We start from the raw sequence: 22,444 nt of genomic DNA on the forward strand, positions 1-22,444 counted from the left end.
TCAGTCACGCAGCGAGGCGTAGTAGGCACGAACGTGATCCGTCTCGCGGTAATTCACCGACTGGGCTTCACGTTGTCTGGGCGTCTTGTCGCTCGCCTGTACGAGGGTAACGTGACCGACCGCCGCTGCCGCACCTGCTGCTGCGGTGCCCAGGCCAACGGTCTTCATGAACCGACGCCGTTCAGGGTTATGTGACGTGTGCATAGGGTTCTCCACTGTCATGCTTGTTATGCGTGGGCCGCTGGCCCGGCTATTCACTGACCGCGAACCAGGGTCAGGTCACGAGTCGTACTGGCTGATGGGCGGCTCGGTCGCTGATACGCGCCTGCTCGCTCTCCATGAAGGCACTGCCCAGCGCGCCCAGCGCGGCATAGAAGGCAGTCTCCACGTCAGCCACATCGTCGAAGCAGCGCTTTGCCCAAGGGGCAAGATGCTGCTGAAAAAAAGCTACCTGCTCATCTGCCTGGGCTTCTACCAGCATGCCCATGACTTCACACACGGCGGCAAGGTGATCCTCGGGCTCATGGGTGCGTTCGCTGCGCTCGAAGCCCAACACCCTCAGGTCACGGCGCAGCGCCACCAGCGCGGCTTCCATGAGTTCACCCTGCTGATACCAGGAGGCATAGGGCACGATATCGCCCTGAATGACGCCCACCAGATGGCGAAAGTGGGCGCGCTGCAGTCGCTCGGGGTCAGCTTGGGCGGCGGCCTGAGCAAGGCCAACCCAGCACTCGGCCAGCCGCGTGCCGTCCTGTTCTACCTCCAGCTCGGCCAGCCAGGCCAGGAGCTCGACGTCGGGCGACTGGCGCAACAGCCGTGCCAGCAGTTGGTAGATATCCCCGCGCAGCGCGTCGACCTCGCTGAGCATCGCCTCGGTTTCACTCATGGCGTTACACCTTCAACTGCGCGTCAGGGTCGCGCATCATGGTTTTCCAGACGTCTTTCACGCGGCAGTCTTCACACATTTCCAGACGCGCCAGCGCATCGCCAGCAAAATAGGGGTGATTGGCCAGCTTGGTTTTCATCGCCGCCACCGTGCTGACCGTCGCGAACGGTTTGCCACAGCCGATGCACTCAAAGGCAGGCTCTTCATGGCACACGTGGCGCGTTTCACGGGCAGGCGCGGCCAGAAAGCCAGGCACCAGGGTGATGGCATTTTCCGGGCATGCTTTTTCGCACAGGCCACACTGCACGCAGTCGGCTTCCAGGAAGCTGAGCACCGGTGTATCGCCGCCTGCCTGCAACGCGGGTGTCGGGCAGTTGCTGACGCAGGCATAGCACAACGTACAGGCGCTACTGTCCACGTCGATGCCGCCGAAGGCCGCGCCTTCCGGCAACGCTTGACGCTCACCGCTGGGGGTTCCCAGCGCGGCCAGGCGTGCCAGTACCTGATTCAATCGCGTGCGCTTGTTGGGCTCGCGGAAGCTGACGGCAGTGTCACTCAACGGCAGCAGGCTGGGCAGAGCATCGCGCGCGTCAGTGGCGTTGGCCGCCACCAGTTGGATACGTTCGACGGCGTGGCCAAGCGCTGCCAGCAACCCCTGGGCCAGCGCCACCTGATGATTCAGAAAGGCGCTCAAACGGGGCGGCATGCCCTCGTGAAGCTGAATACGTACTTCAGAGGCGCCGCTGGCCAAGGCCGTCAGCCACTGGTCGTGGCCAGCCGCGCCCAGCTCTTCCAGCGGCACATCGATGAGATGGCCTGGCGTGACCACGCCCGCCTGGCGCTCTTGCTCCAGAGTATCGTGAGTAACGAAGCGCAGCACGGGCACCTCGCCTCCCGCCTCACGGTAGGCCTCGAGCCACGCTGCCAGCGTATCCTGCTGACGGCGCGTTTCGGGCAGCCTGAACTCGATGGCACCGGTGGGGCAGGCGCTGGTGCAACTACCGACGCCCTGGCACAGAAAGGGATCTATCTCGATGCGGGACTCGATACGCCCCTTGATGCTGGTGATGGCATCCGCCGGGCAGACGTCCAGGCAGCGGGTACACCCGACATTGCCACTGGCCGAATGCGCGCACAGGTCGGTATTGACCTGGAAGTAACGGGGCTTGTCGAACTCGCCTACCAGCTCGACGGCACTCTCCAGCACTTGCTGGCGCTGCTCATCGGCAGCCTCGGGAGCGAGTCGCAAATAGCCAGGCGGCGGCAGTTCCCATGGCATCGCGGGCAGCATGCCGGGGGCCGTCAGGTCCAGCACGACATCGAAGGCGTCACGCTCGACCAGCACTTGTGCCAGATCCAGCGTTTCACCCTGTGAAAACGGCACCTGAAGATGAAACGCGCCCAGGTGCCCGGTGATAGTGAGCTGCGCCAGCTGCTCGGCACTCAAGGGCTGCTCGATGACGGGCTCACTGCCCATCGGCAGCTCGGCGGCGTCGTTCAGGGTCAGTAGCGTCAGCGATGCCAACCCCTGATGCTGCAGCGCACGCGCGGCGGCTATCACAGGTTGAACGGCACCGATCAGCACCACGTGTCCACGACTATGGTAGGTAACGTTGGCGGGGGTCAGATTGACTGGCCAGGAGATACGCCGACGCACCGCTTCACGAGCGGCCGCGTTGCGCTGGTCGTCAATCGACGCCAGTTGGATTCGTTGATTCATGCACGCTCACGGTCAATGGGTCGTTCTTATTATTTTATTTGAATGGTCGTTTTAATGGTCATTTTGACACAAGTGCGGTGTAACGCCACCTCCCTTATGCCTTCAGCGTATGGTGCTATGCCGCCTTTTGCCACTTTCATTGGTCTTATCACTGTCAACGGCGGCCCGCTAGGCCAGCGCTAACTCTATGATAAACAAGACAACTATCGCTCAGGACGCTCGCTGTGAGCGTGATGAGGCAAATCAGACTGGTCGTCCAGATCGGGGCTTTGTACAAAACTGTCATCCCTTGTGCAAGTCGCCTCCTCCTGGGCAACGGACGTCGCTTGCGTTTCTTGCGCTCCTGCTGCACGCGCCTCGTCTTCCCGGGGCGCCTCGATGGCCTCTTCCGCCTGGTGAGCCCACCGCCTGAGCTTGTCCGCCAGCTCGCTGGCCATGGGCTTCAACTGCTGCGTGTAGTCGGCATCGTAATCATCCAACCCGTCACGCACGTTGTAGTTGCCGGTGGCCCACAGTCGGCGCAGGGCACGGCGGCGCAGCGCCGAGCTGACCCCCGCCGCCATGAAGACACTGAAGTCGCTGCCAGCGGGCAGGGTATCAGGGTCGGGGAGCGTATCGTCCAGGCTGCCGGGCGCAGGTGCCGGGGGCTCAGCGGGGTCGGCCGGGGCTTCCTGCTGCTGGTGCGCTTCAGGCAGCACAGACGCATCCTCGCTTGCCTGGGCAGGCTCGGGTGCCATGACGGCATCGCTCTCGAGGCCACGCTTTTTGCGCGACCAACGCTCTAATCGGCTCATCGGATCACTCCTTGTCGGGCAGCGTCTGGGCGCGGCCTGCCCCTTTGCGTTTTTTCTTGCGCTGCTCCACGGGGGCTTCTCCATGACGGGCCAGATAGCGTTCGATCCATACCTGAATGGCCAGCGGCATGGGAGCCTCCAGCACCTGCTGTTCGCCATCCAGCCAGCCCGCCGCGACATCCTGGCTCGCGGTAATGGCATCCGGCCTGGCTGGCTGCCCGGTAAACCCGGCGCGCACGAAGAGCCGCGGCGTCGCGGAGGTCAGATTGAAGCGGTAAGCCGCGCGTTCGGTCATGGAGAGCTGCAGACGCAGCACGTGGTCGCCCTGATCACCGGGCACCAGCTCGATGATACGCCACTGGGTCACGGTAAACGCCCCCATGGTCTTTCGTTCGGCCACCAGAGTGGCACTAATGGCACGCAAATTATCACTCATGAGTTGCCCCTTTAGACCTTGAACGGGTAGACAAGTAAGCCTTTTGAGCGCCATCATCGTCAACTCAGACTATTTTACTCAACTATTACGTTAAACGCCGCGCCCATCGGGCGAGGCAGTGACGCGGAGCAGTGAGGATTGCGCATGCCCGCCCTTCAGTTAAGCCGTGCCCGGCTGCCAGCCACCACCACCATCAGCGTGATGGATGCCTACGGGGCGACCTGCCAGCAGGCCATTGCCGCCGAACGCGCCCTGACGGTCTACCTCAACAAGCGTGAAATCGTGACGCTAATGACCCTGGGCGATGACCCCGAAGCGCTGGTGGTTGGCTACCTGCGTAACCAGGGGCTGCTGTACCGTTCAGAAGACCTTATGGCGGTACAGGTAGACTGGGAGGTAGAGGCCGCCGCCGTGGTCACGCGCCATTTGCCCGACGACCTGGAAGCACGCCTGGGGACCCGCACGGTGACCACGGGATGCGGGCAGGGCACGGTGTTTGGCAAGCTGCTGGAGCAGACATCGCTCACGGCGCTGCCCGCCACGCCGCTGGCCCAGTCGACCCTCTACCAGCTGCTGACCAACCTGAACCACTATAACGAAACATATCGTAGCGCAGGCGCCGTGCATGGCTGCGCGCTGTGCCAGCAGGCCCAGGTGCTCGATTTCGTCGAGGACGTAGGGCGGCACAACGCCGTGGATACCCTGGCAGGTCGCCAGTGGCTGAATCAGGCCAACAGCCAGCAGGCCGACATCTTCTACACCACCGGCAGGCTGACCTCCGAGATGGTGCTGAAAGTGGCACAAATGGGCATCAGCGTGCTGGTCTCACGCTCGGGGGTGACCCAGAAGGGTGTCGAGCTGGCCGAACGCTTCGGTGTGATGCTGATTGCCCGCGCCAAGGGCAAAAGCTTCCAGGCCATCAACGCCGAGGGGCGCTTGACGCTGGATGACATTCCCCCCAAACCGCCGAGCGCTCGCTCGTCCAGGGAGGCAGGCATATGATCGCGACACACGACCTTACCGGCATGATTCTCGCGGGGGGTGAGGGCCGCCGCATGGGCGGCCGTGACAAGGGCCTCGAGCCCTTCGCAGGCCTGCCGCTGGTGGCGCATACCGTCAAGCGCTTCGACGGCCACGTCCATGAGCTGATGATCAACGCCAACCGCAATGGCGATGCATACGCACTGTTTGCCGATCGAGTGATCGCCGATGCCGAAGGCGGCTTCAAGGGCCCGTTGATGGGCATTTACAGCGGCCTGCGCGCCGCCCGCACGCCGTGGCTGCTGGTTGCCCCCTGCGACTCCCCCGCGCTGCCCCATGACCTGGTGGCGCGCATGGTGGCAGGCATCGTCACGCAGGATGGCGCGCACGATATCGCCGTGGCCTTCGACGGCGAGCGCCTGCACCCCGTGGTGGCGCTGCTGCGCACCTCGCTGGCCGACGACCTGGCCGCCACTCTAGCCGAGGGCGAACGCAAGATCGACCGCTGGTACGCTCGCCACACCTGGTGCCGCGTGGACATGTCCGACTGCCCTGAGGCGTTCGCCAACCTCAATACCGAAGAGGAAAAAGCCCGCCTGGAACAGGCGCTGGCAACGTCCTCACGGGAGACCCCATGAGCCTGTCGTGTTTCGAGCTGGGCGAGCAGATGCTCAGCGTCGATGCTGCCCGCGAGGCGCTGATGACGCTGGTGGCGTCGCCGGTGGCCACCGAGCAGGTCGCCTTGAGCAGCGCTCATGGCCGTCGGCTGGCAGAGGACATCATTGCGCCCATCGATGTACCGCAAAACACCAACGCCGCCATGGATGGCGTGGCCCTGGCATGGCCCAAAGCGCCTCCCTACACCACCCATTTCCCCATCGTGGGGGATACCTTCGCCGGGCAGGCGTTTGCCGGCGAGGTGCCTGCGGGCCAGTGCGTGCGCATCACCACCGGTGCGCCGATCCCCCGCGGTACCGATACGGTGATCATGCGTGAACAGCTGATCGACGATGGCGTCAGCGCCACCGTCGATGCGCCCGAACGGGTGACGGCCGGGCAGCACGTGCGCCAGGCCGGGGAAGACATTGCCCAGGGCAGCGTGGCCCTTGCCGCAGGCGCGCGACTGGACGCCGCTCGCATGGGGCTGGTGGCCTCGCTGGGCCATGCCGTCGTCACGGTGTATCGGCGCCCCCGGGTGGCGATTTTCTCTACCGGCAACGAGGTGACGCCACCGGGCGGCCCACTCCCCAGCGCAGGCGTCTACGACACCAACCGATTTACCCTGATGGGCCTGCTCGCCGAGCAGGGGGCCGAGGTGCTGGATCTGGGCATTCTCCCTGACGACCTCGACGCCATCGAAACCGCACTGGCCAGCGCCGCCACCCAGAGCGATCTGGTGATCACCAGCGGTGGGGTTTCCGTGGGCAATGCCGACTACACTCGGGCGGCGCTGGAAAAGCTTGGCCGCCTGGCCTTCTGGCGGGTAGCGCTACGCCCCGGACGGCCCATGGCCTGTGGGCAACTGGGCGCTACACAAACGCCCCTGATCGGCCTGCCAGGCAACCCGGTAGCCGTCATGGTGACGTTCCTGCAATTCGTGGTACCGCTGCTGCGGCAGTTGCAGGGCCTGCCCCCGGCGCCGCCGCCCCGGCTCAAGGCAATTGCCCAAACCACGTTGAAGAGCCGCTTGCAGCGCACTGACTTCATCCGCGGTGTTTACCACTGCGATGCGCAGGGTACGCTGCATGCGCGCAGTACCGGAGCCCAGGGCTCGGGGATTCTGACCTCCATGGTGGCCGCCAACTGCCTGATCGAACTTGGCGATGACCAGGCAGGCGCCCAGCCAGGCGAGGTGGTCTGCATACAACCGATAACGAGCTGGCAATGACCGAACAACTGATCGACGATTTTGGCCGCCGAGTTCGCTATGTGCGGCTATCGGTGACCGACCGCTGCGATTTTCGCTGTGTCTACTGCATGAGCGAAGAGATGACCTTTCTGCCACGCGCCCAGGTGCTCACTCTGGAGGAGCTGGCCCTGGTGGCCCGTGCGTTTACCGAACTGGGCGTGGAGAAAATCCGCCTGACGGGCGGCGAGCCGCTGGTGCGCAAGGGCATCGAACAGCTGGTGGACGACATCGGCGCGCTGCCGGGGCTGGATGACTTCACCATGACCACCAACGGCGCGAGCCTGCGCAAGCATGCCAAGCGGCTTTACGCGGGCGGCTTGCGTCGGCTCAACATCAGCCTCGACTCACTGCACCCCGAACGCTTCAAGCAGCTGACCCGCACGGGCGAGCTGGCCCGCGTGCTGGACGGCATTCAGGCAGCCAAGGAGGCTGGTTTCACCCGTATCAAGCTCAACGCGGTGATTCTGAAAGGGCGCAACGAAGACGAGGTGCTCGACCTGGTGAGCTTTGCCCGCCGCGAGCAGCTGGACATCAGCTTCATCGAGGAGATGCCGCTGGGGGATGTATCGGACCACTCTCGAGCAGAGACCTTCTACTCCAGCGATGACGTGCAGGCGCTGATCGAAACCCGCTACCCGTTGACCCCCACCACCGAAAGCACGCCGGGGCCCTCGCGCTACTTCAGGATGGCCGACAGCGACAGCCGCGTGGGCTTCATCTCCCCCCACAGCCATAACTTCTGTGACAGCTGCAACCGGGTACGCGTCACCGTGGAGGGCCGCCTGCTGCTGTGCCTGGGCAATGAACACTCGGTGGACCTGCGCGCGGTGCTGCGCCGTCATCCCGGCGAGATCGCGCCGCTCAAGCAGGCCATCATCGACGCCCTGCCATTGAAGCCCGAGCGCCACCACTTCACCACCGATGGTGATATTCAGGTGGTGCGCTTCATGAACATGACCGGAGGTTGAGCCGTTGGCGCTTGAGGCACTCGTACCCGTGCATATCGTGACCGGCTTTTTGGGTAGCGGAAAAACCACGCTGATTCATCAGCTGATAGAGCAGAAACCCACCCATGAAAAATGGGCCATTCTGGTCAACGAGTTCGGTCAGATCGGCATCGACCAGACCATGTTCGCGGCCCGTGATGACGTGGTGGTCAAGGGCCTGCCTGGCGGCTGCCTGTGCTGCCAGCTGGCGTTCGTGCTGCAGGCGGCGCTGGTCAATCTGCTGGCACGCCAGAAACCCGACCGGGTGATCATCGAGCCCTCGGGGCTTGGGCACCCCGCCGGGCTGATGGATTTGCTGCAGGGTGAGGCTTTTCAGGACGTGGTGGCGGTGCAGGACATCATCGCCACCCTCGACCCGCGTCGGCTGGACGAAGCCCGCGTGCGAGCGCATGAGACTTTTCAAGACCAGTTGACCATGGCCGATGCCGTGGTCATCACTCTGGCCGACATGGCCAGCGACGAACAGCATGCACGGGCCGAGCAGTTCATCGACACGCTCTGGCCGCCGCGCAAATGGGTGCATAGCACTCAGCAAGGCCCCTTGCCCATCGCCCGCCTGCTGAGCCCCTCGGCCCCCCGCCCTGCGGCGCCAACCGCCATGCCCGCCGCGCACCGGGCTCTGGCCACCAGCGGCCCCAGCCTCGAAGGGGCATTCTTCGATCTCCCTCCGCCCCTCGGCAAGGCGCAGCAGCAGTCCGCCAGCGCTCTGGGCTACACCAGCACTGGGGTGCGCTGGCACCCCGCCGAACGTTTCGACCTGGACCGTTTGGCGCTATGGATGAGCGAACTACCCGCCACCGCCAGGGTGAAGGGCGTCTTTCATACGGACGATGGCTGGAAGCAGCTCAACCGCGCCGAAGGCACCCAGCGCGTGGCCGCCAGTGCCTGGCGACAAGACTCCCGGCTGGAAGTGATTACCCCTGACGGCACGCTGCCCCTGGCTGATGCTACGCTTCCTGATCAGCTACGCGCCCTGGGGGCCTGGCGGTGAGGGACGTTGCGCGCGCACGGCCTGCTCCATTTCCTCCACCGGCATGGGCCGCCCGAACAAGTACCCCTGAAACGCATGGCACCCATGGGCCATGAGCCATGCCTGATGCGCCGGGGTTTCGACCCCCTCGGCGATGACATCCAGGTTCAGGCTCTTGGCCAGGGCAATGGTACTTTCGACGATGGCGGCATTGGCACTGCTCTCGAGCACCTGCTGGACGAAGGACTGGTCGATCTTCAACTGATCCAACGGGAGCTGTGCCAGATACGCCAGCGACGAGTAGCCGGTGCCGAAGTCGTCCAGCGAGAAGCGAACACCGCGCGCCTTCAGGCTTAGCATCTTGTCACGGGCATCGTCTCGGGCGTCGACGAACAGCGTTTCGGTGACTTCCAGCTTCAACCGCTCGAGCGGGGCTCGGGTGCGCTGGAACACCTGCTCCACTCGATGTAGAAAATCGCTCTCGCGGAACTGCAGAGGGCTGATGTTGACTGAAATGGTCAGCTGCTCGAACCCCGGCTGGCGCTGCCACGAAGCCAACTGATGGCAGGCTGCCTCCAGCACCCACTCGCCTACGTCGTTGATCAAGCCAGTGCTTTCCAGTAGCGGAATGAACTCACCGGGCGACACCAGCCCGCGCTCAGGATGGTGCCAGCGCAACAGCGCTTCGACGCCCACGATGCGCCCCTGTTCATCCACCTGGGGCTGATAGTGCAGCAGCCACTGCTGGTGATCCAGCGCCAGACGCAGGTCAGACTCCAGCTTGACCCGTGCCAGCAGCGCGGCCTGCATGGAGGGGTCGAAAAAACGTAGGCCGCGCCGGCCACTGGCCTTGGCCTGGGAAAGCGCCATGTCCGCCTGCTGCAGATAATCATCGGCACTGCGTTGGCTGTCGGCCATGACGGTGATGCCCACGCTGGCCGTGACCGACGCCTGCTCATCCCCCACCTGGATCGGGGTATCCAGCGCTGCCATCAGCTTGCTGGCGATATGCTCGGCCAGCGCCTGCGTTTTACGCGAGCTGCCATCCACTCCCTCGACCAACACGGCAAATTCGTCGCCGCCCAGTCGCGCCAGAGTGTCCGTATCGCGCAGCATCTGGCCAAAACGGCGTGCCACGTTCTGCAACAGCCGATCACCGATATGATGCCCCAGCGTATCGTTGACATGATTGAAGCTATCCAGGTCCAGCAGAATCAGCGCTCCGCAGCGCTGGTGGCGGTTCAGCTCCTTGAGGGCCACGCCGATTCGGTCGATGAACAGGCGACGGTTGGCAAAGCCGGTCAGCGGATCGTAGAACGCCAGCTGATGAATTTCCTGCTCGGCCGCCTTGCGCTCGCTGATGTCACTCATGGTAGCCACATAGTGGGTCAAGCTGCCGTTGCGGTCGTGCACGGCACTGATGGTCAGCCACTCGGGAAACAGCTCGCCGTTCTTGCGCTGGTTCCAGATTTCTCCCTCCCAGCTTCCCGTGGAGAGTACGCTGCGCCACAAACACCGGTAGAAGGCGGCATTGTGGTGCCCAGAGCTGAACATGCGTGGGTTCCTGCCCACGACCTCTGCATCACTGTAGCCGGTGATGCGCTTGAAAGTGTCGTTCACTTTCAGGATCGTGCCCCGTGCATCGGTCACCATGATGCCCAAATGTGCCTGAAATGCAGCGGCAGCAATTTGCAGCTCCACCTCGGCGCGTTTTGCGTCAGTTACCTCACGGGTCACGGAAAGCACTCCTTCCAATTCGTCCGGTTGTTGGGTGCTGCTCACCAGAGGACTCAACGCCCCCTCGGCAGGGCCTGGCCGCCGCACATGGTGCAGATAGAAGCGCTGATCCAGGGCCGACCAATAAAGCGGCGTGACCACTTCGTCATACGCTGACTGGCTGAAACCTCGCAACGTGCCGTCTGGCTCAGATCCCTGCCCGCATGACGGTTGTCGCCGCTGCTTACCCAAGCGCGCCCGTCTGCATTCAACACGCCAAGCTCATCGATCAACGGCAGCTGGCACGGGCAGTAGCGCGGGCTTCAGCCGCCTGTAACTCCTGCTCATACTGCTCCTTCAACAGCCAGCCAAACAGTGCCAGGAGAGCCCATCACTCGGCGTGAGCGACATCATGCATACCTTAGTCAGGCATCCCGTGGGCGCACCTGATAGAGTGAAAAAAGACAGAGGAAGATACACCAGCCCGAGACATGGGGGGGATTGTTAAAGTGTGACGCGATGTTTTTTTGATGTATATCAATTTTTAGCACAATAGAGCATCAAAAACGGCATATCGGTATAGCAGGCAAGGCAACGAGGCAAGCATGGCATCTCTGGGTCAAATGAGTGATTACGACATACGCCTGGTGCGTATTTTCAAGACCGTGGTGGAGTGCGGTGGCTTCACCGCTGCAGAAACGACGCTGGGCATCAGCCGCTCGGCCATCAGCCAACACATGAGCGACCTGGAGAGCCGCCTGGGGTTTTCGCTTTGCCAGCGAGGTCGCGGTGGGTTCAGCCTGACCGAAGAAGGCAAGGAAATTTACCAGGCCGGCCTGACCCTGCTGACCGCCCTCGAAACCTTCAAAAGCGATGTCAATGCACTGCATCACACCATCAAGGGCGAGCTGAATATCGGCATCACCGATAACCTGGTGACGCTACCCGCCATGAACGTTACCCACGCCCTGGCGGCGCTGACGGCGCCCAACCATGCGGTGACCGTGAATATTCATATGGAACCCTCTGACGCGGTGATCCGGGGCGTCATGGATGGGCACCTGCACGTCGGGGTGGTGCCTGCCGTGAACCTGCCCACCAGCCTGGAGACGCGCTGGCTTTACGACGAGCCGTCCTACCTGTACTGCTCGGCCGAGCACCCCTTGTTTCCACAGACCGATGAGAGGCTCGAAGCAGGCGACATTGCCCAGTACCCCGCCATACAGCCCCGCTACCCGCTACCGGAAAAAGCCCGCCAGGCCCACGAAGCACTCAACCGGCGAGCCTCTGCGTCAGACCGGGAAGGCGCTGCCTTCCTGATCCTGACCGGGCGCTTCATTGGCTTTCTACCCGAACACGTGGCCGCCCAGTGGGTCAGCGCAGGCAAGATGCGTGCCCTGCTGCCCCAGCACTACGCCTATCGCATCCCGTTCGTGCTGATTACCCGCCACGACCGCCGCCCCAACCGCGTGGTGGATGCCTTCCTGGGGCTGGTGAAGGAAGCCAACTAGGCTTTGTACGAAAAGTCGGCGAGCGATGGCCAGACAAGGCAAAAATCGGCGAAAAGACGGAGTTTACAAGGTGTAAATGAGTACTTTGAGCCGATTTTTAACGCCGTATGGGCGAGCATAGGCAATTTTCGTACAAAGCCCAGCGGCGCAGCCCGCCAGGCTCTGCCCGACAGCTAGCTGCGCCATGCGCTACCGCATCAAGGCTGGCGAGCCGCCTCGCTGGCCATCAGCGGCACAGGGCCTGCCTGGGGAGACGACGCCAGCGTACGGCTGGCGACGTAGTACACCAGCGCCCCCAACGCCGAGCCCGTGAACCAGCCGTAGTCATAGAACCAGTTCATGGTACCGGTCAGCAGCGACAGCAGGGTCAGGCTCACCGGAATGCCGAAGGCAATGAATCCGGCGATATTGACCGCGGGGTAAGCCTGGTGGTCCATGTACAGGCTAGGCACATCCAGGCGCTGGCGTTTGATCAGGAAATAATCCACCGCCATGATGCCTGCAATCGGGCCCAGCAGGCTGGAGTAGCCCAGCAGCCAGTTGGAGTACATCTGCTCCAGTGAAACGCCCTGGCTCACCACCCCCGCCTTTTGCAGCAGGTCGTAGCCCATCAGCAGCACCCCCACGGCGCCGGTCATCAGCACGCCACGGGTTTGATTGATCAGCTTGGGGGCAATGTTCTGAAAGTCATTGGTGGGTGAGACGATATTGGAAGCGGTGTTGGTCGAGATGGTCGCCACGATGATCAGCAGCATGGCCATGATGACCCAGAAAGGGCTGTCGATATAGCCGATCAGGCGCACCGGGTCGGCCACGGTTTGGCCTACCAGAGTTTCCGAGGCGGCGGTCAATACCACGCCCAAGGCAGCAAAGAAGAACATGGTCAACGGCAAGCCCAGGATCTGCCCGACGATCTGGTCCTTCTGGCTCTTGGCGAAGCGGCTGAAATCAGGAATGTTCAGTGACAGCGTCGCCCAGAAGCCCACCATGGCCGTCAGGCCAGCAAAAAAATAGCCATATACCGAAGCCCCTTCCGGGCGCGACGGCGGCTGGGCCAGCAGTTCGGTCATCGACATGTGCGGCCACGCCCACATCATCAGTCCGATCCCCACGGCTAACAGCAGCGGTGCCGCCAGGGTTTCCAGCCACTTGATCGACTCGGCCCCGCGAATTACCACGTACAGGTTCATGGCGCCAAACACGAAGAAGCCAATTACTTCGCCGACGCCACCCAGCGCCGCCCAGGCGGGAAACAGCGCCGACAGCAGCAGGTGAATGGCCAGCCCGCCAAACATGGTTTGAATGCCAAACCAGCCGCAGCCTACCAGCGCCCTGACCAGGCAGGGCACGTTGGAACCCAAGATGCCAAACGAAGAGCGCAGCACCACCGGAAAGGGAATGCCGAATTTAGTGCCGGGAAAAGCGTTCAGCGTTAGCGGAATCAGCACGATCACATTGGCCAGCAGAATGGCCAGTAGCGCCTCGCCAACGCTCAGCCCAAAGTAGGCCGTGAGCACGCCGCCCAGGGTGTAGGTAGGCACGCAGATCGACATACCGACCCACAGCGCCGCAATGTTCCATTTACTCCAGGTACGCTCTTTTGCTTCGGTAGGCGCAATATCTTCATTGAAGCGAGCGCTTTCACGCACATCATCTTCCACTGCCAGTTCGACCAACCCCTGCTGATCGATCATTCGAGATTTAGCTGCCGTCATTGTTGTCTCCTCAGCCTCGCCATTGCCTTTTTATCTTCAAAGGTTCAGCAAGTTGTGCAGCAATAAACGTGCCTAAACGCACGCCCACGGCACTAACCCATTGAACACAAAGCTGACTTGATAGACATATATAATAGCGACGCCTTTCGTATCGTTGTTGTTATACGCGCGGGGATTAAAACCTCATAAAAAGGGTAGCGGCATCCCTATAAAACGCACCATCAAGATGCAAAAGAAATCAAAATCAACCAATAAAAAAACAACAAGATACTGATAAATATGAATAAAATATAAAAACCATAATAGTGCAACGCTTCACCATATTGACAAAAAAGCCAGGTTAAAAAATTAAAAAACTGCAAAAACAAACACTTAAAACCTCACATACTTTTCTATAAAAACTGCTTGCAAACAGCCTTCATCCAGCGCTATGTTCAAAAAGCTGTCCAATATGACAGCTTTGTAAACAATAATAATTCCCGACCGTGAGTCGCGTTCATGACACGCCCAGCACCGAGCGATACACGACTGACTTCCCATCCATTCGGAGGTCGGCGCGTTATGACAAAAAAGGGGTAGTCCATGCAGAAAATGAAGATTGGCCTGATCCAGATGGCCCTGAATACCAGCACCGATCAGGAACCCGGCGTCATTCGTGACGCGATGAACGAAGCGCACCTGCCCATGATTCAGCAAGCCGCCGAGCAAGGCGTGCAGGTGCTGTGCTTTCAGGAAGTGTTCAATCAGCCCTATTTTTGCCCCAGCCAGGACAGCAAGTGGTACGCCGCCGCCGAGCGAGTGCCGGAAGGTCCCACCTGCCAGATGATGCAAAAGCTCGCGGCCGAGCACCGCATGGTGATCATCGTCCCTATCTATGAAGAGACCGAGACCGGCGTTTACTACAACACCGCCGCCGTGTTCGATGCCGACGGCAGCTACCTGGGCAAATACCACAAGACACACATTCCCCAAGTGGCTGGCTTTTGGGAGAAATTCTTCTTCAAACCAGGCAAATCCAACTGGCCGGTTTTCGATACCGCCTACGGCAAGATCGGCGTGTATATCTGCTACGACCGCCACTTCCCGGAAGGCTGGCGGGCATTGGCGCTCAACGGCGCCGACGTGATTTTCAACCCTTCGGCCACGGTGGCCGGTCTTTCCCAATACCTCTGGGAGCTTGAACAACCCGCCTCTGCGGCTGCCAACGGCTGCTTTATCGCCGCCATCAACCGGGTTGGCACCGAGGCGCCCTGGAATATCGGCGACTTCTACGGCTCCAGCTACATCGTCAACCCACGCGGCAAGATCGAAGCCCAGGCCAGCGCCACGGAAGACGAGCTGCTGGTGCATGAGATCGACCTGGATATGGTGCGCGAGGTGCGCAACAACTGGCAGTTCTTCCGCGACCGACGCCCCGAGACCTACACCCGCCTCACCGACGGTGAATGATTCTGCTGGCTAAACACAACGACAGGAGCGAACCATGAGCTTATTGATCAAGGGCGGCACGGTGGTCACCCACGCCGACACTTACCGCGCCGATGTGCTGTGTGTCGACGGCAAAATCCACGCCATTGGCACCGACCTGGAGGTGCCGGAAGGCTGCGAGATCGTCGATGCCAGCAACCAATTGGTGATGCCTGGCGGCATCGACCCCCATACCCACATGCAGATGCCCTTCATGGGCGCGGTGGCCAGCGAAGACTTCTACACCGGCACCGCCGCCGCCATGGCGGGCGGCACCACCACGATCATCGACTTCGTGATTCCCAGCCCCGGTCAGTCGCTGCTGGAAGCCTTCGAAACCTGGCAGGGCTGGGCGGAAAAAGCCGCCACCGACTTCGCCTTCCACGTGGCGATCACCTGGTGGGATGAGAGCGTTAAAGAGGAAATGGGCACCCTGGTACGCGACCACGGGGTCAACAGCTTCAAGCACTTCATGGCCTACAAGGGCGCCATCATGGCCACCGATGACATTCTGGTGGAGAGCTTTTCCCGCTGCCTGGAGCTGGGCGCGGTGCCCACCGTGCATGCCGAAAACGGCGAGCTGGTCTACCACATGCAGCAAAAACTGCTGGCCCAGGGCATCACCGGGCCGGAAGCCCACCCGCTTTCCCGCCCACCGCAGGTGGAAGGCGAAGCCGCCAGCCGCGCGATTCGCATTGCCTCCACCTTGGGCGCGCCGGTCTACCTGGTGCACGTCTCCACCAAAGACGCGGTGGATGAAATCGCCTACGCCCGCCAGCAGGGCCACCCGGTGTTCGGCGAGTGCCTGGCGGGCCACCTGGTGATCGATGACAGTGTTTACCAGCACCCGGACTGGGCCACCGCCGCCGCCCATGTGATGAGCCCGCCTTTCCGGCCCAAAGGCCACCAGGAAGCGCTCTGGCACGGCCTGCAATCTGGCAATCTGCAAACCACCGCCACCGACCACTGCTGTTTCTGCGAAGAGCAGAAGGCCGCCGGGAAAGATGACTTCACCAAAATCCCCAACGGCACCGCAGGCGTGGAAGACCGCCTGGCCGTGCTGTGGGACGAAGGGGTCAATACCGGCAAGCTCTCGCCCCAGGAGTTCGTGGCGGTCACCTCCACCAACACCGCCAAGATCTTCAACCTCTACCCGCGCAAAGGGGCGATTCAGGTGGGTGCCGATGCCGACCTCGTGGTCTGGGACCCCAACGGCACCCGCACGATTTCCGCCAAGACCCATCATCAGAACGTCGATTTCAATATTTTCGAGGGCAAGACGGTGCGCGGCATTGCCCGCCATACCATCAGCCAGGGCAAATGGACCTGGCGGGATGGCGAGCTGCACGCCGAGCGCGGCGCAGGGCGCTACTTGGAACGCCCCGCCTACCCCGGTGTGTTCGAGCTGCTGGCCAAGCGTGCCGAGCTGAATGCCCCCGTGGCGGTTACTCGCTGAGCCTCGCCCCACGCAGAACAGAACGATCCAGAAGGACCAGGGAGAAACGACCGTGACCCATTCACTTGATCATCTGCCCAGCGCAAAAGAGGTCGGCACCTACGACCCAGCGACGCTGGCAAGCAACTTCAGCGACCTGCATCCGCCGCTGACGCCGCGCCAGGCCATCATCGAAAGCCAACGCTGCCTGTACTGCTATGACGCGCCCTGCGTCGAGGCCTGCCCGTCGGACATCGACATTCCCAGCTTCATCCGCCAAATCAGTGACAACAACATTAATGGCGCAGCAGAAACCATTCTGGAAGCCAATATCCTCGGCGGCAGCTGCGCCCGGGTGTGCCCCACGGAAATCCTTTGCGAACGCAGCTGCGTGCGTAACCACGACGCCGAGTGCCAGCCGGTACTGATTGGATTGCTCCAGCGTCACGCTACCGATCACATGCAGTTCGATAGCCACCCCTTCAAGCGGGCCGCCAGCACTGGCCGCCATGTTGCCGTGGTGGGCGCGGGGCCTGCGGGCCTCTCCTGCGCTCATCGCTTGGCCATGCTGGGCCACCAGGTCACCATCTTCGAGGCCGAGCAAAAGCCTGGCGGGCTCAACGAGTACGGCATTGCCCGCTACAAGATGACCGACGATTTTGCCCGCAAGGAAGTCGAGTTCCTGCTGGACATTGGCGGCATCGACCTCCAGTACGGCCAGCGTCTGGGCGACAACCTCACTCTCGATACCCTGCGCCAGCAGTACGACAGCGTGTTTCTGGGTTTAGGGCTGGGGGCCAGCCGCACGCTAGGGCTGACCGGCGAAGATGCACCGGGCCTGATGCCCGCCGTGGACTACATCAAGACCCTGCGCCAAACCGATGACCTGGGCAGCCTGGCCGTGGCCAAGCGCTGCATCGTGATTGGCGCTGGCAATACCGCCATCGACATGGCCACGCAAATGGCGCGTTTGGGGGCCAAGGAGGTCACTCTGGTGTATCGCCGTGGCACTGAGGCGATGTCCGCCACCGACCACGAACAGGAGATTGCCAAGGCCAACGGCGTGCGTATGGTGACCTGGGCCCAGCCGGACGAAATTCTGCTGGACGCCCAAGGGCGAGTGGCAGGCATGCGTTTTGCCCACACCGCAGAGCAGCAAGGCAGCCTCTCCACCACGGGTGAGACCTTCGAGATCGCGGCGGATGCCATTTTCACCGCCATCGGCCAGGGCTTCGAGGGCGACAGCCTACGCGATGCCACCGCCTCCGAACTGGCCCGAGATGGCGAGCGCATCCACGTCAATGAGCTGTTCCAGACCTCATTGCCCAACGTTTATGCCGGCGGCGACTGCGTCAAACCCGGCCAGGACCTCACCGTGCAGGCCGTGCAGCACGGCAAGCTGGCCGCCCACGCCATCCATCAAGCGCTCGCCGCCCAGCAGGAGGCCGCATGAACACCACACCTTTCAACACCCTCTCTTTTCCAGGCAAGAAACATAGCGGCGACAGCGTGGTGAACGGCGTCGATCTGTCGGTGAACTTTGCCGGTATCAAAGCCCCCAACCCCTTCTGGCTGGCCTCGGCCCCGCCTACCGACAAAGCCTACAACGTGGTGCGCGCCTATGAAGCGGGCTGGGGCGGCGTGGTATGGAAAACCCTTGGCGAAGAGCCCGCGGCGGTGAACGTCTCCTCCCGCTACTCGGCCCACTACGGCAAAAACCGCGAGGTGATCGGTTTCAACAATATCGAGCTGATTACCGACCGTTCGCTGGAGATCAACCTTCAAGAGATCACCCAGGTGAAGAAGGATTGGCCGGACCGGGCGCTGATCGTCTCCATCATGGTGCCCTGCAACGAGGAGGCCTGGGCGTATATCCTGCCGCGGGTGGAAGCCACCGGCGCAGACGGCATCGAGCTCAATCTGGGCTGCCCCCACGGCATGCCGGAACGCGGCATGGGCGCAGCGGTGGGCCAAAACCCGGATTTGATCGAAAAAGTCACCTACTGGTGTAAAAAGCACTACTCCAAACCGGTCATCGTCAAGCTCACCCCTAACATCACCGATATACGCGTGGGTGCCCAGGCGGCATTGCGGGGCGGCGCCGATGCAGTCTCGTTGATCAACACCATCAACTCCATTACCAGCATCGATCTGGACAACATGGTCGCCAAACCCACCGTAGGCCATCAGAGCACCCACGGCGGCTACTGCGGCAGTGCGGTGAAACCCATCGCCCTGAACATGGTGGCAGAAATTGCCCGAGACCCAGCCACGCCCACGCTGCCCATTTCCGGTATTGGCGGGATCTCCACTTGGCGGGATGCTGCGGAATTCATCGCCCTGGGCGCGGGCAGCGTGCAGGTGTGCACCGCGGCCATGCTCAATGGCTTCCGAATCGTGGAGGAAATGAAAGACGGCCTCTCCCGCTGGATGGCAGAGAAGGGCTACGACTCCATCGAAGCGTTTTCCCGCAAGGCGGTACCGCAAACCACCGACTGGAAGCACCTGGACATCAACTTCAAGACCATCGCCCATATCGACCAGGATCTGTGCATCGAGTGTGGCCGCTGCTATATCGCCTGCGAGGACACCTCTCACCAGTCGATTGCCAAGCTCACCGAGCAGGACGGCGCGCGCCGCTACGAGGTCATCGAAGACGAGTGCGTGGGCTGCAACCTGTGCCAGATCACCTGCCCGGTGGAAAACTGCATCACCATGGTGCCTCAGGAAACCGGCAAGCCCTTCCTCGCCTGGGACGACGACCCACGCAACCCCTTCCGCGTCGCCTCTTAAGTCGTCTGATTGCTTGATCACCATGCGCCACCACGGCCGCCTCTACGGAGGCGGTCGCATTTTCTGCAACGTGCCGTTCCCTTTTCAACACGCGACAACGCCGCTGCTTGCTGCGATGATGAGAAATTATTGCATATAGCTATATTTCTCAAAGAACAGCTGTGTTTCTCAAAGCTGTGTTCCTCAAAAAAGGGCCTCTCATGAAAGTCACCGCCATCGCCACTGCACTACTGCTGGCCAGCGCCGCCGCAAGCGCCGACCAGCGCATTGCCACGTTTGATCTAGGCAGCCTGGATACGCTGGACGCCCTGGGGGTGAGTGAGCAGGTGGTGGGCGTGCCCAAAGCCAGCTTGCCGAACTACCTCGAGCAGTATGCCGCCGACAGCTACACCGACATTGGCGGCCTGCGCTCCCCTGACATGGACGCACTGACAGAGGCCAACCCAACGCTGATCGTACACACCGGCCGCCAGGCAGAGTGGGCCGACGCGCTGGACGAGATCGCCCCGCTGTTCGATGCCAGCGTGACCGGTGAGGCGTATCTTGACTCCGTCGAGCGCAACGTGCGTGAACTGGCCAGCCAGCTGGACGTGGAAAACGCGGCCGAAGAGGCCCTGCAGACGCTGAATAGCGAAATCGAGCGCCAGCGGGAAGCCCTGCAGGACGCCCCGACGACGCTGGTGGTCACCCATAATGGCGGCAACCTGATGCTCAATCAGCACCCGGTGGTTCATGAAGTATTGGGCATTGTTGCTCTGGAGATGCCCGAGAGCGTCACCCCCGAAGTACGCGGCGAACGCACCTTTACACCGCTTTCCGCTGACGCCATTGCCGAGATCGACCCTGATATCGTGCTGGTGATCGACCGCAGCGCGGCCATTGGCAACGAGCCCGCAGACGCCGAGCAGCTTCGCCAGCAGTGGGCGGAAGCGGGCACAGACGCCCAACTGGTGATGCTCACCCCTGCGCTTTGGTACCTCTCTGGCGGCGGCCTGCAGAGCCTGGCCCTGCAAATCGAGGAAGTGGCCAGCGCGCTCAACTAGGCGCTGCCTGAAAAGTCGGCTTGCTGCTTAATCATACAGATGCAAAACACAGAGCCCCGCCACCGGTTTACGGTGGCGGGGCTCTGTGGCTCATAGAGATAACCTCAGCCTATCAAAACGCTTCCCACTCCTGCTCGGCACTGGCGGTCGCTTTGGACTTTGGCTTACTCGTAAGCTGGGGGCGCAGCAGCTCGCCGCGGGGCGGCGGGGTAGCCAGCGCGGGCTGACGACTTTCAGCCCCCTGTTCCAGGCGGAATGCCGCCACCACGCCCTCCAACCGCTCGGCCTGCTCCTCCAGAGAGCTGGCCGCCGCAGACGCCTCTTGCACCAGCGCCGCGTTCTGTTGGGTGACCTCATCCATCTGAGCGACGGCCTGATTGACCTGCTCGATGCCCGCGCTCTGCTCTTGGGAGGCTGCCGATATTTCGTCCATGATGTCGGTGACTCGGCGTACCGATCCGACGACTTCCCGCATGGTGGCACCGGCTTTTTCTACCAGTTGAGAGCCTTCATTGACCTGCGCCGTGGAAGCATCGATCAATCGCTTGATCTCCTTGGCCGCCTCGGCGCTGCGGCTAGCCAGGTTGCGTACTTCGCTGGCGACAACTGCGAAACCGCGCCCCTGCTCGCCTGCCCGGGCAGCCTCGACCGAGGCATTGAGTGCCAGGATATTGGTCTGGAACGCAATCGAGTCGATCACGTTGATGATATCGGCCACCTGCTGGGAGCTCGAGGAAATCCCGTGCATGGTCGAGATGACCTGCTCGACCACATCACCGCCTTCTACCGCTTTACCCGAAGCATCGTTGGCCAACGTGCTGGCCTGGCGTGCGTTATCAGCGTTCTGCCGCACGGTTTGGGTCAACTGCTCCATGCTGGCGGCAGTTTCCTGCAGGGAGGCCGCCTGCTGCTCGGTGCGCGACGACAAATCGGCGTTGCCCCCGGCAATTTCTCGTGCGCCGATGTAGATCGAGCCGCTGCTGTCACGCACGGTCGATATCGTGGCCAACAGGCCATTCTGCATGCGCTGCATGGCACTGAACAGCTTGCCGATTTCATTGCTTCCGCGCAGGTCCACGCGGGATGACAGGTCGTTTTCGGCAATGCGCTCGAAGTGCACCACGGCTTCATCCAGCGGCTTGACGATGGACCTCACCATGGCCATACGCACCAGCACGATGGTCAAAAGCGCAACGATGATCACGGCGATATCGATGTAACCGAACATTTGCATGTCGCGTTCATAGTTGGCCACCAATTGATCACCGTAATCCTCGAGGAAGTCATTGAACGCCATGCTCGATGAGATAAATTCCTGGTTAAGAGGGCTGATAGCTTGCCGTGCCCCCGCCAGTTGAACATCATTACCAGAGGTGACCGCCGCAGCGAGCGGCACAAGCCCTTGCTGCATGACCGCATGAAAGTCGGTAATGACGGCATCGGCCAATTCGCCATTGATGTCACGGGGGGACGAAGCCTCGAACTCGGCAAAGTAGCGCTGGGCTGATTGCAAGAAGCCGTCAGCTTCTGCCAGATAAGCCTGGGTTCGCTGTTGCTGTCCATTCTCAGCAGATACAACAGCGTTCATGTAAGCCAGTTGAGCAAACCCCACCGAGCGCTGAGCACGCACAAGCGGTAACATCTGATGCATCGCGATATCATCCAACGCCTCAAGAGACTCACCTCCTCTTTTTCCCGATTGGTGGCCAATAAAAGCGACCACCATGATCAATAAACCGAAGATGGCCAGTACAACGGTCAGGCCTGTTTTTACCGAGATATTTGCCAGTAGCTTGTTCATGCTCCCCCTCGCTGGCCAACCAAAATTAGTCAGCCCAGTCGAGAAATCCCTTTCCTTGAATGTGATGCCCGTTACCGAGCCTTAATGTGTTAACCACATTCTGTTGGGCGGTCACTATTCCGACAATAGGGTTTACATTGTTTGACGTTATAGATAACTTGCTAACAACCATGCTTCTTTTTCGTGCAGCTTCGCCAAAACTGCACCATTCCCACGCTGCAGCGCACCATGCCCACTCCCTTTAACCACAAGCTGGCCTT

At 61.6% G+C, this 22,444-nt stretch carries 19 protein-coding genes; 11 read left to right on the forward strand and 8 right to left on the reverse strand.

The window, feature by feature from the left end; genetic code table 11:
- From KVY02_RS15850 to KVY02_RS15870, 5 genes are all read right to left on the reverse strand, one after another.
- Nucleotides 1-204 (reverse strand): twin-arginine translocation signal domain-containing protein, encoded by a 204-nt coding sequence (locus KVY02_RS15850; protein ID WP_218313892.1) that lies wholly within the window; start codon nucleotides 202-204, stop codon nucleotides 1-3.
- Between the two features lie 70 nt (nucleotides 205-274).
- Nucleotides 275-886: a TorD/DmsD family molecular chaperone gene (locus KVY02_RS15855; protein WP_218313893.1), complete on the reverse strand. Its 612-nt coding sequence runs from the start codon at nucleotides 884-886 to the stop codon at nucleotides 275-277.
- 4 nt (nucleotides 887-890) lie between these two features.
- Nucleotides 891-2,606, reverse strand: a complete 1,716-nt coding sequence (locus tag KVY02_RS15860; RefSeq protein WP_218313894.1) for a 4Fe-4S dicluster domain-containing protein — start codon at nucleotides 2,604-2,606, stop codon at nucleotides 891-893.
- Nucleotides 2,607-2,809: 203 nt separating this feature from the next.
- Nucleotides 2,810-3,400, reverse strand: coding sequence for a DUF3306 domain-containing protein (locus KVY02_RS15865; RefSeq protein ID WP_081138702.1), 591 nt, complete (start codon nucleotides 3,398-3,400; stop codon nucleotides 2,810-2,812).
- A gap of 4 nt (nucleotides 3,401-3,404) precedes the next feature.
- The gene (locus KVY02_RS15870) at nucleotides 3,405-3,836 is read right to left on the reverse strand and encodes a DUF3305 domain-containing protein (RefSeq protein WP_081138703.1); all 432 of its coding nucleotides are present in this window, start codon (nucleotides 3,834-3,836) and stop codon (nucleotides 3,405-3,407) included.
- Nucleotides 3,837-3,980: 144 nt separating this feature from the next.
- Here KVY02_RS15870 and KVY02_RS15875 point away from each other — a divergent pair, with 144 nt between their 5' ends.
- From KVY02_RS15875 to KVY02_RS15895, 5 genes are read left to right on the forward strand one after another with little or no spacing between them, the layout of a single operon-like run.
- The gene (locus KVY02_RS15875) at nucleotides 3,981-4,838 is read left to right on the forward strand and encodes a formate dehydrogenase accessory sulfurtransferase FdhD (protein WP_081194729.1); all 858 of its coding nucleotides are present in this window, start codon (nucleotides 3,981-3,983) and stop codon (nucleotides 4,836-4,838) included.
- The gene (mobA, locus tag KVY02_RS15880) at nucleotides 4,835-5,455 is read left to right on the forward strand and encodes a molybdenum cofactor guanylyltransferase MobA (protein WP_039175139.1); all 621 of its coding nucleotides are present in this window, start codon (nucleotides 4,835-4,837) and stop codon (nucleotides 5,453-5,455) included. The genes KVY02_RS15875 and mobA overlap by 4 nt, the downstream gene beginning before the upstream one ends.
- Complete coding sequence (gene glp, locus KVY02_RS15885; RefSeq protein ID WP_218313895.1) at nucleotides 5,452-6,705, forward strand: molybdopterin molybdotransferase MoeA; 1,254 nt, start codon at nucleotides 5,452-5,454, stop codon at nucleotides 6,703-6,705. The genes mobA and glp overlap by 4 nt, the downstream gene beginning before the upstream one ends.
- Nucleotides 6,702-7,694: a GTP 3',8-cyclase MoaA gene (moaA, locus tag KVY02_RS15890; RefSeq protein WP_039175137.1), complete on the forward strand. Its 993-nt coding sequence runs from the start codon at nucleotides 6,702-6,704 to the stop codon at nucleotides 7,692-7,694. Before glp ends, moaA begins: the two co-directional genes overlap by 4 nt.
- Before the next feature lie 4 nt (nucleotides 7,695-7,698).
- Entirely contained in the window at nucleotides 7,699-8,724 is a 1,026-nt protein-coding gene (locus tag KVY02_RS15895; RefSeq protein ID WP_218313896.1) for a CobW family GTP-binding protein, read from the forward strand.
- On the opposite strand, the gene KVY02_RS15900 is transcribed toward KVY02_RS15895, so the two are convergent.
- Entirely contained in the window at nucleotides 8,698-10,614 is a 1,917-nt protein-coding gene (locus KVY02_RS15900) for a putative bifunctional diguanylate cyclase/phosphodiesterase (RefSeq protein ID WP_218313897.1), read from the reverse strand. The two genes, KVY02_RS15895 and KVY02_RS15900, sit on opposite strands and share 27 nt — an antisense overlap.
- 410 nt (nucleotides 10,615-11,024) lie before the next feature.
- On the opposite strand from KVY02_RS15900, the gene KVY02_RS15905 reads away from it, so the two are divergent.
- Nucleotides 11,025-11,930, forward strand: coding sequence for a LysR family transcriptional regulator (locus tag KVY02_RS15905; protein ID WP_218313898.1), 906 nt, complete (start codon nucleotides 11,025-11,027; stop codon nucleotides 11,928-11,930).
- A 197-nt stretch (nucleotides 11,931-12,127) separates the two neighbouring features.
- Here KVY02_RS15905 and KVY02_RS15910 read toward each other — a convergent pair whose 3' ends face one another.
- Nucleotides 12,128-13,645, reverse strand: coding sequence for an NCS1 family nucleobase:cation symporter-1 (locus KVY02_RS15910; protein ID WP_100731323.1), 1,518 nt, complete (start codon nucleotides 13,643-13,645; stop codon nucleotides 12,128-12,130).
- Nucleotides 13,646-14,227: 582 nt separating this feature from the next.
- Here KVY02_RS15910 and KVY02_RS15915 point away from each other — a divergent pair.
- From KVY02_RS15915 to KVY02_RS15935, 5 genes are all read left to right on the forward strand, one after another.
- Entirely contained in the window at nucleotides 14,228-15,094 is an 867-nt protein-coding gene (locus KVY02_RS15915) for a nitrilase-related carbon-nitrogen hydrolase (protein WP_144980740.1), read from the forward strand.
- A 34-nt stretch (nucleotides 15,095-15,128) separates the two neighbouring features.
- The gene (gene hydA / locus KVY02_RS15920) at nucleotides 15,129-16,568 is read left to right on the forward strand and encodes a dihydropyrimidinase (protein ID WP_081194713.1); all 1,440 of its coding nucleotides are present in this window, start codon (nucleotides 15,129-15,131) and stop codon (nucleotides 16,566-16,568) included.
- Between the two features lie 52 nt (nucleotides 16,569-16,620).
- The gene (locus KVY02_RS15925) at nucleotides 16,621-18,000 is read left to right on the forward strand and encodes an NAD(P)-dependent oxidoreductase (protein WP_218313899.1); all 1,380 of its coding nucleotides are present in this window, start codon (nucleotides 16,621-16,623) and stop codon (nucleotides 17,998-18,000) included.
- Nucleotides 17,997-19,340 (forward strand): NAD-dependent dihydropyrimidine dehydrogenase subunit PreA, encoded by a 1,344-nt coding sequence (gene preA / locus KVY02_RS15930; protein ID WP_100731319.1) that lies wholly within the window; start codon nucleotides 17,997-17,999, stop codon nucleotides 19,338-19,340. The genes KVY02_RS15925 and preA overlap by 4 nt, the downstream gene beginning before the upstream one ends.
- A 200-nt stretch (nucleotides 19,341-19,540) precedes the next feature.
- Complete coding sequence (locus tag KVY02_RS15935; protein ID WP_218313900.1) at nucleotides 19,541-20,383, forward strand: ABC transporter substrate-binding protein; 843 nt, start codon at nucleotides 19,541-19,543, stop codon at nucleotides 20,381-20,383.
- A gap of 112 nt (nucleotides 20,384-20,495) precedes the next feature.
- Here the strand turns inward: KVY02_RS15935 and KVY02_RS15940 are convergent, their stop codons facing one another.
- The gene (locus tag KVY02_RS15940; protein WP_218313901.1) at nucleotides 20,496-22,184 is read right to left on the reverse strand and encodes a methyl-accepting chemotaxis protein; all 1,689 of its coding nucleotides are present in this window, start codon (nucleotides 22,182-22,184) and stop codon (nucleotides 20,496-20,498) included.
- Between the last annotated feature and the right edge of the window lie 260 nt (nucleotides 22,185-22,444).

Origin of the sequence: Halomonas sp. 18071143 (genome assembly GCF_019211725.1) — a bacterium.
Lineage (GTDB): Bacteria > Pseudomonadota > Gammaproteobacteria > Pseudomonadales > Halomonadaceae > Vreelandella > Vreelandella stevensii.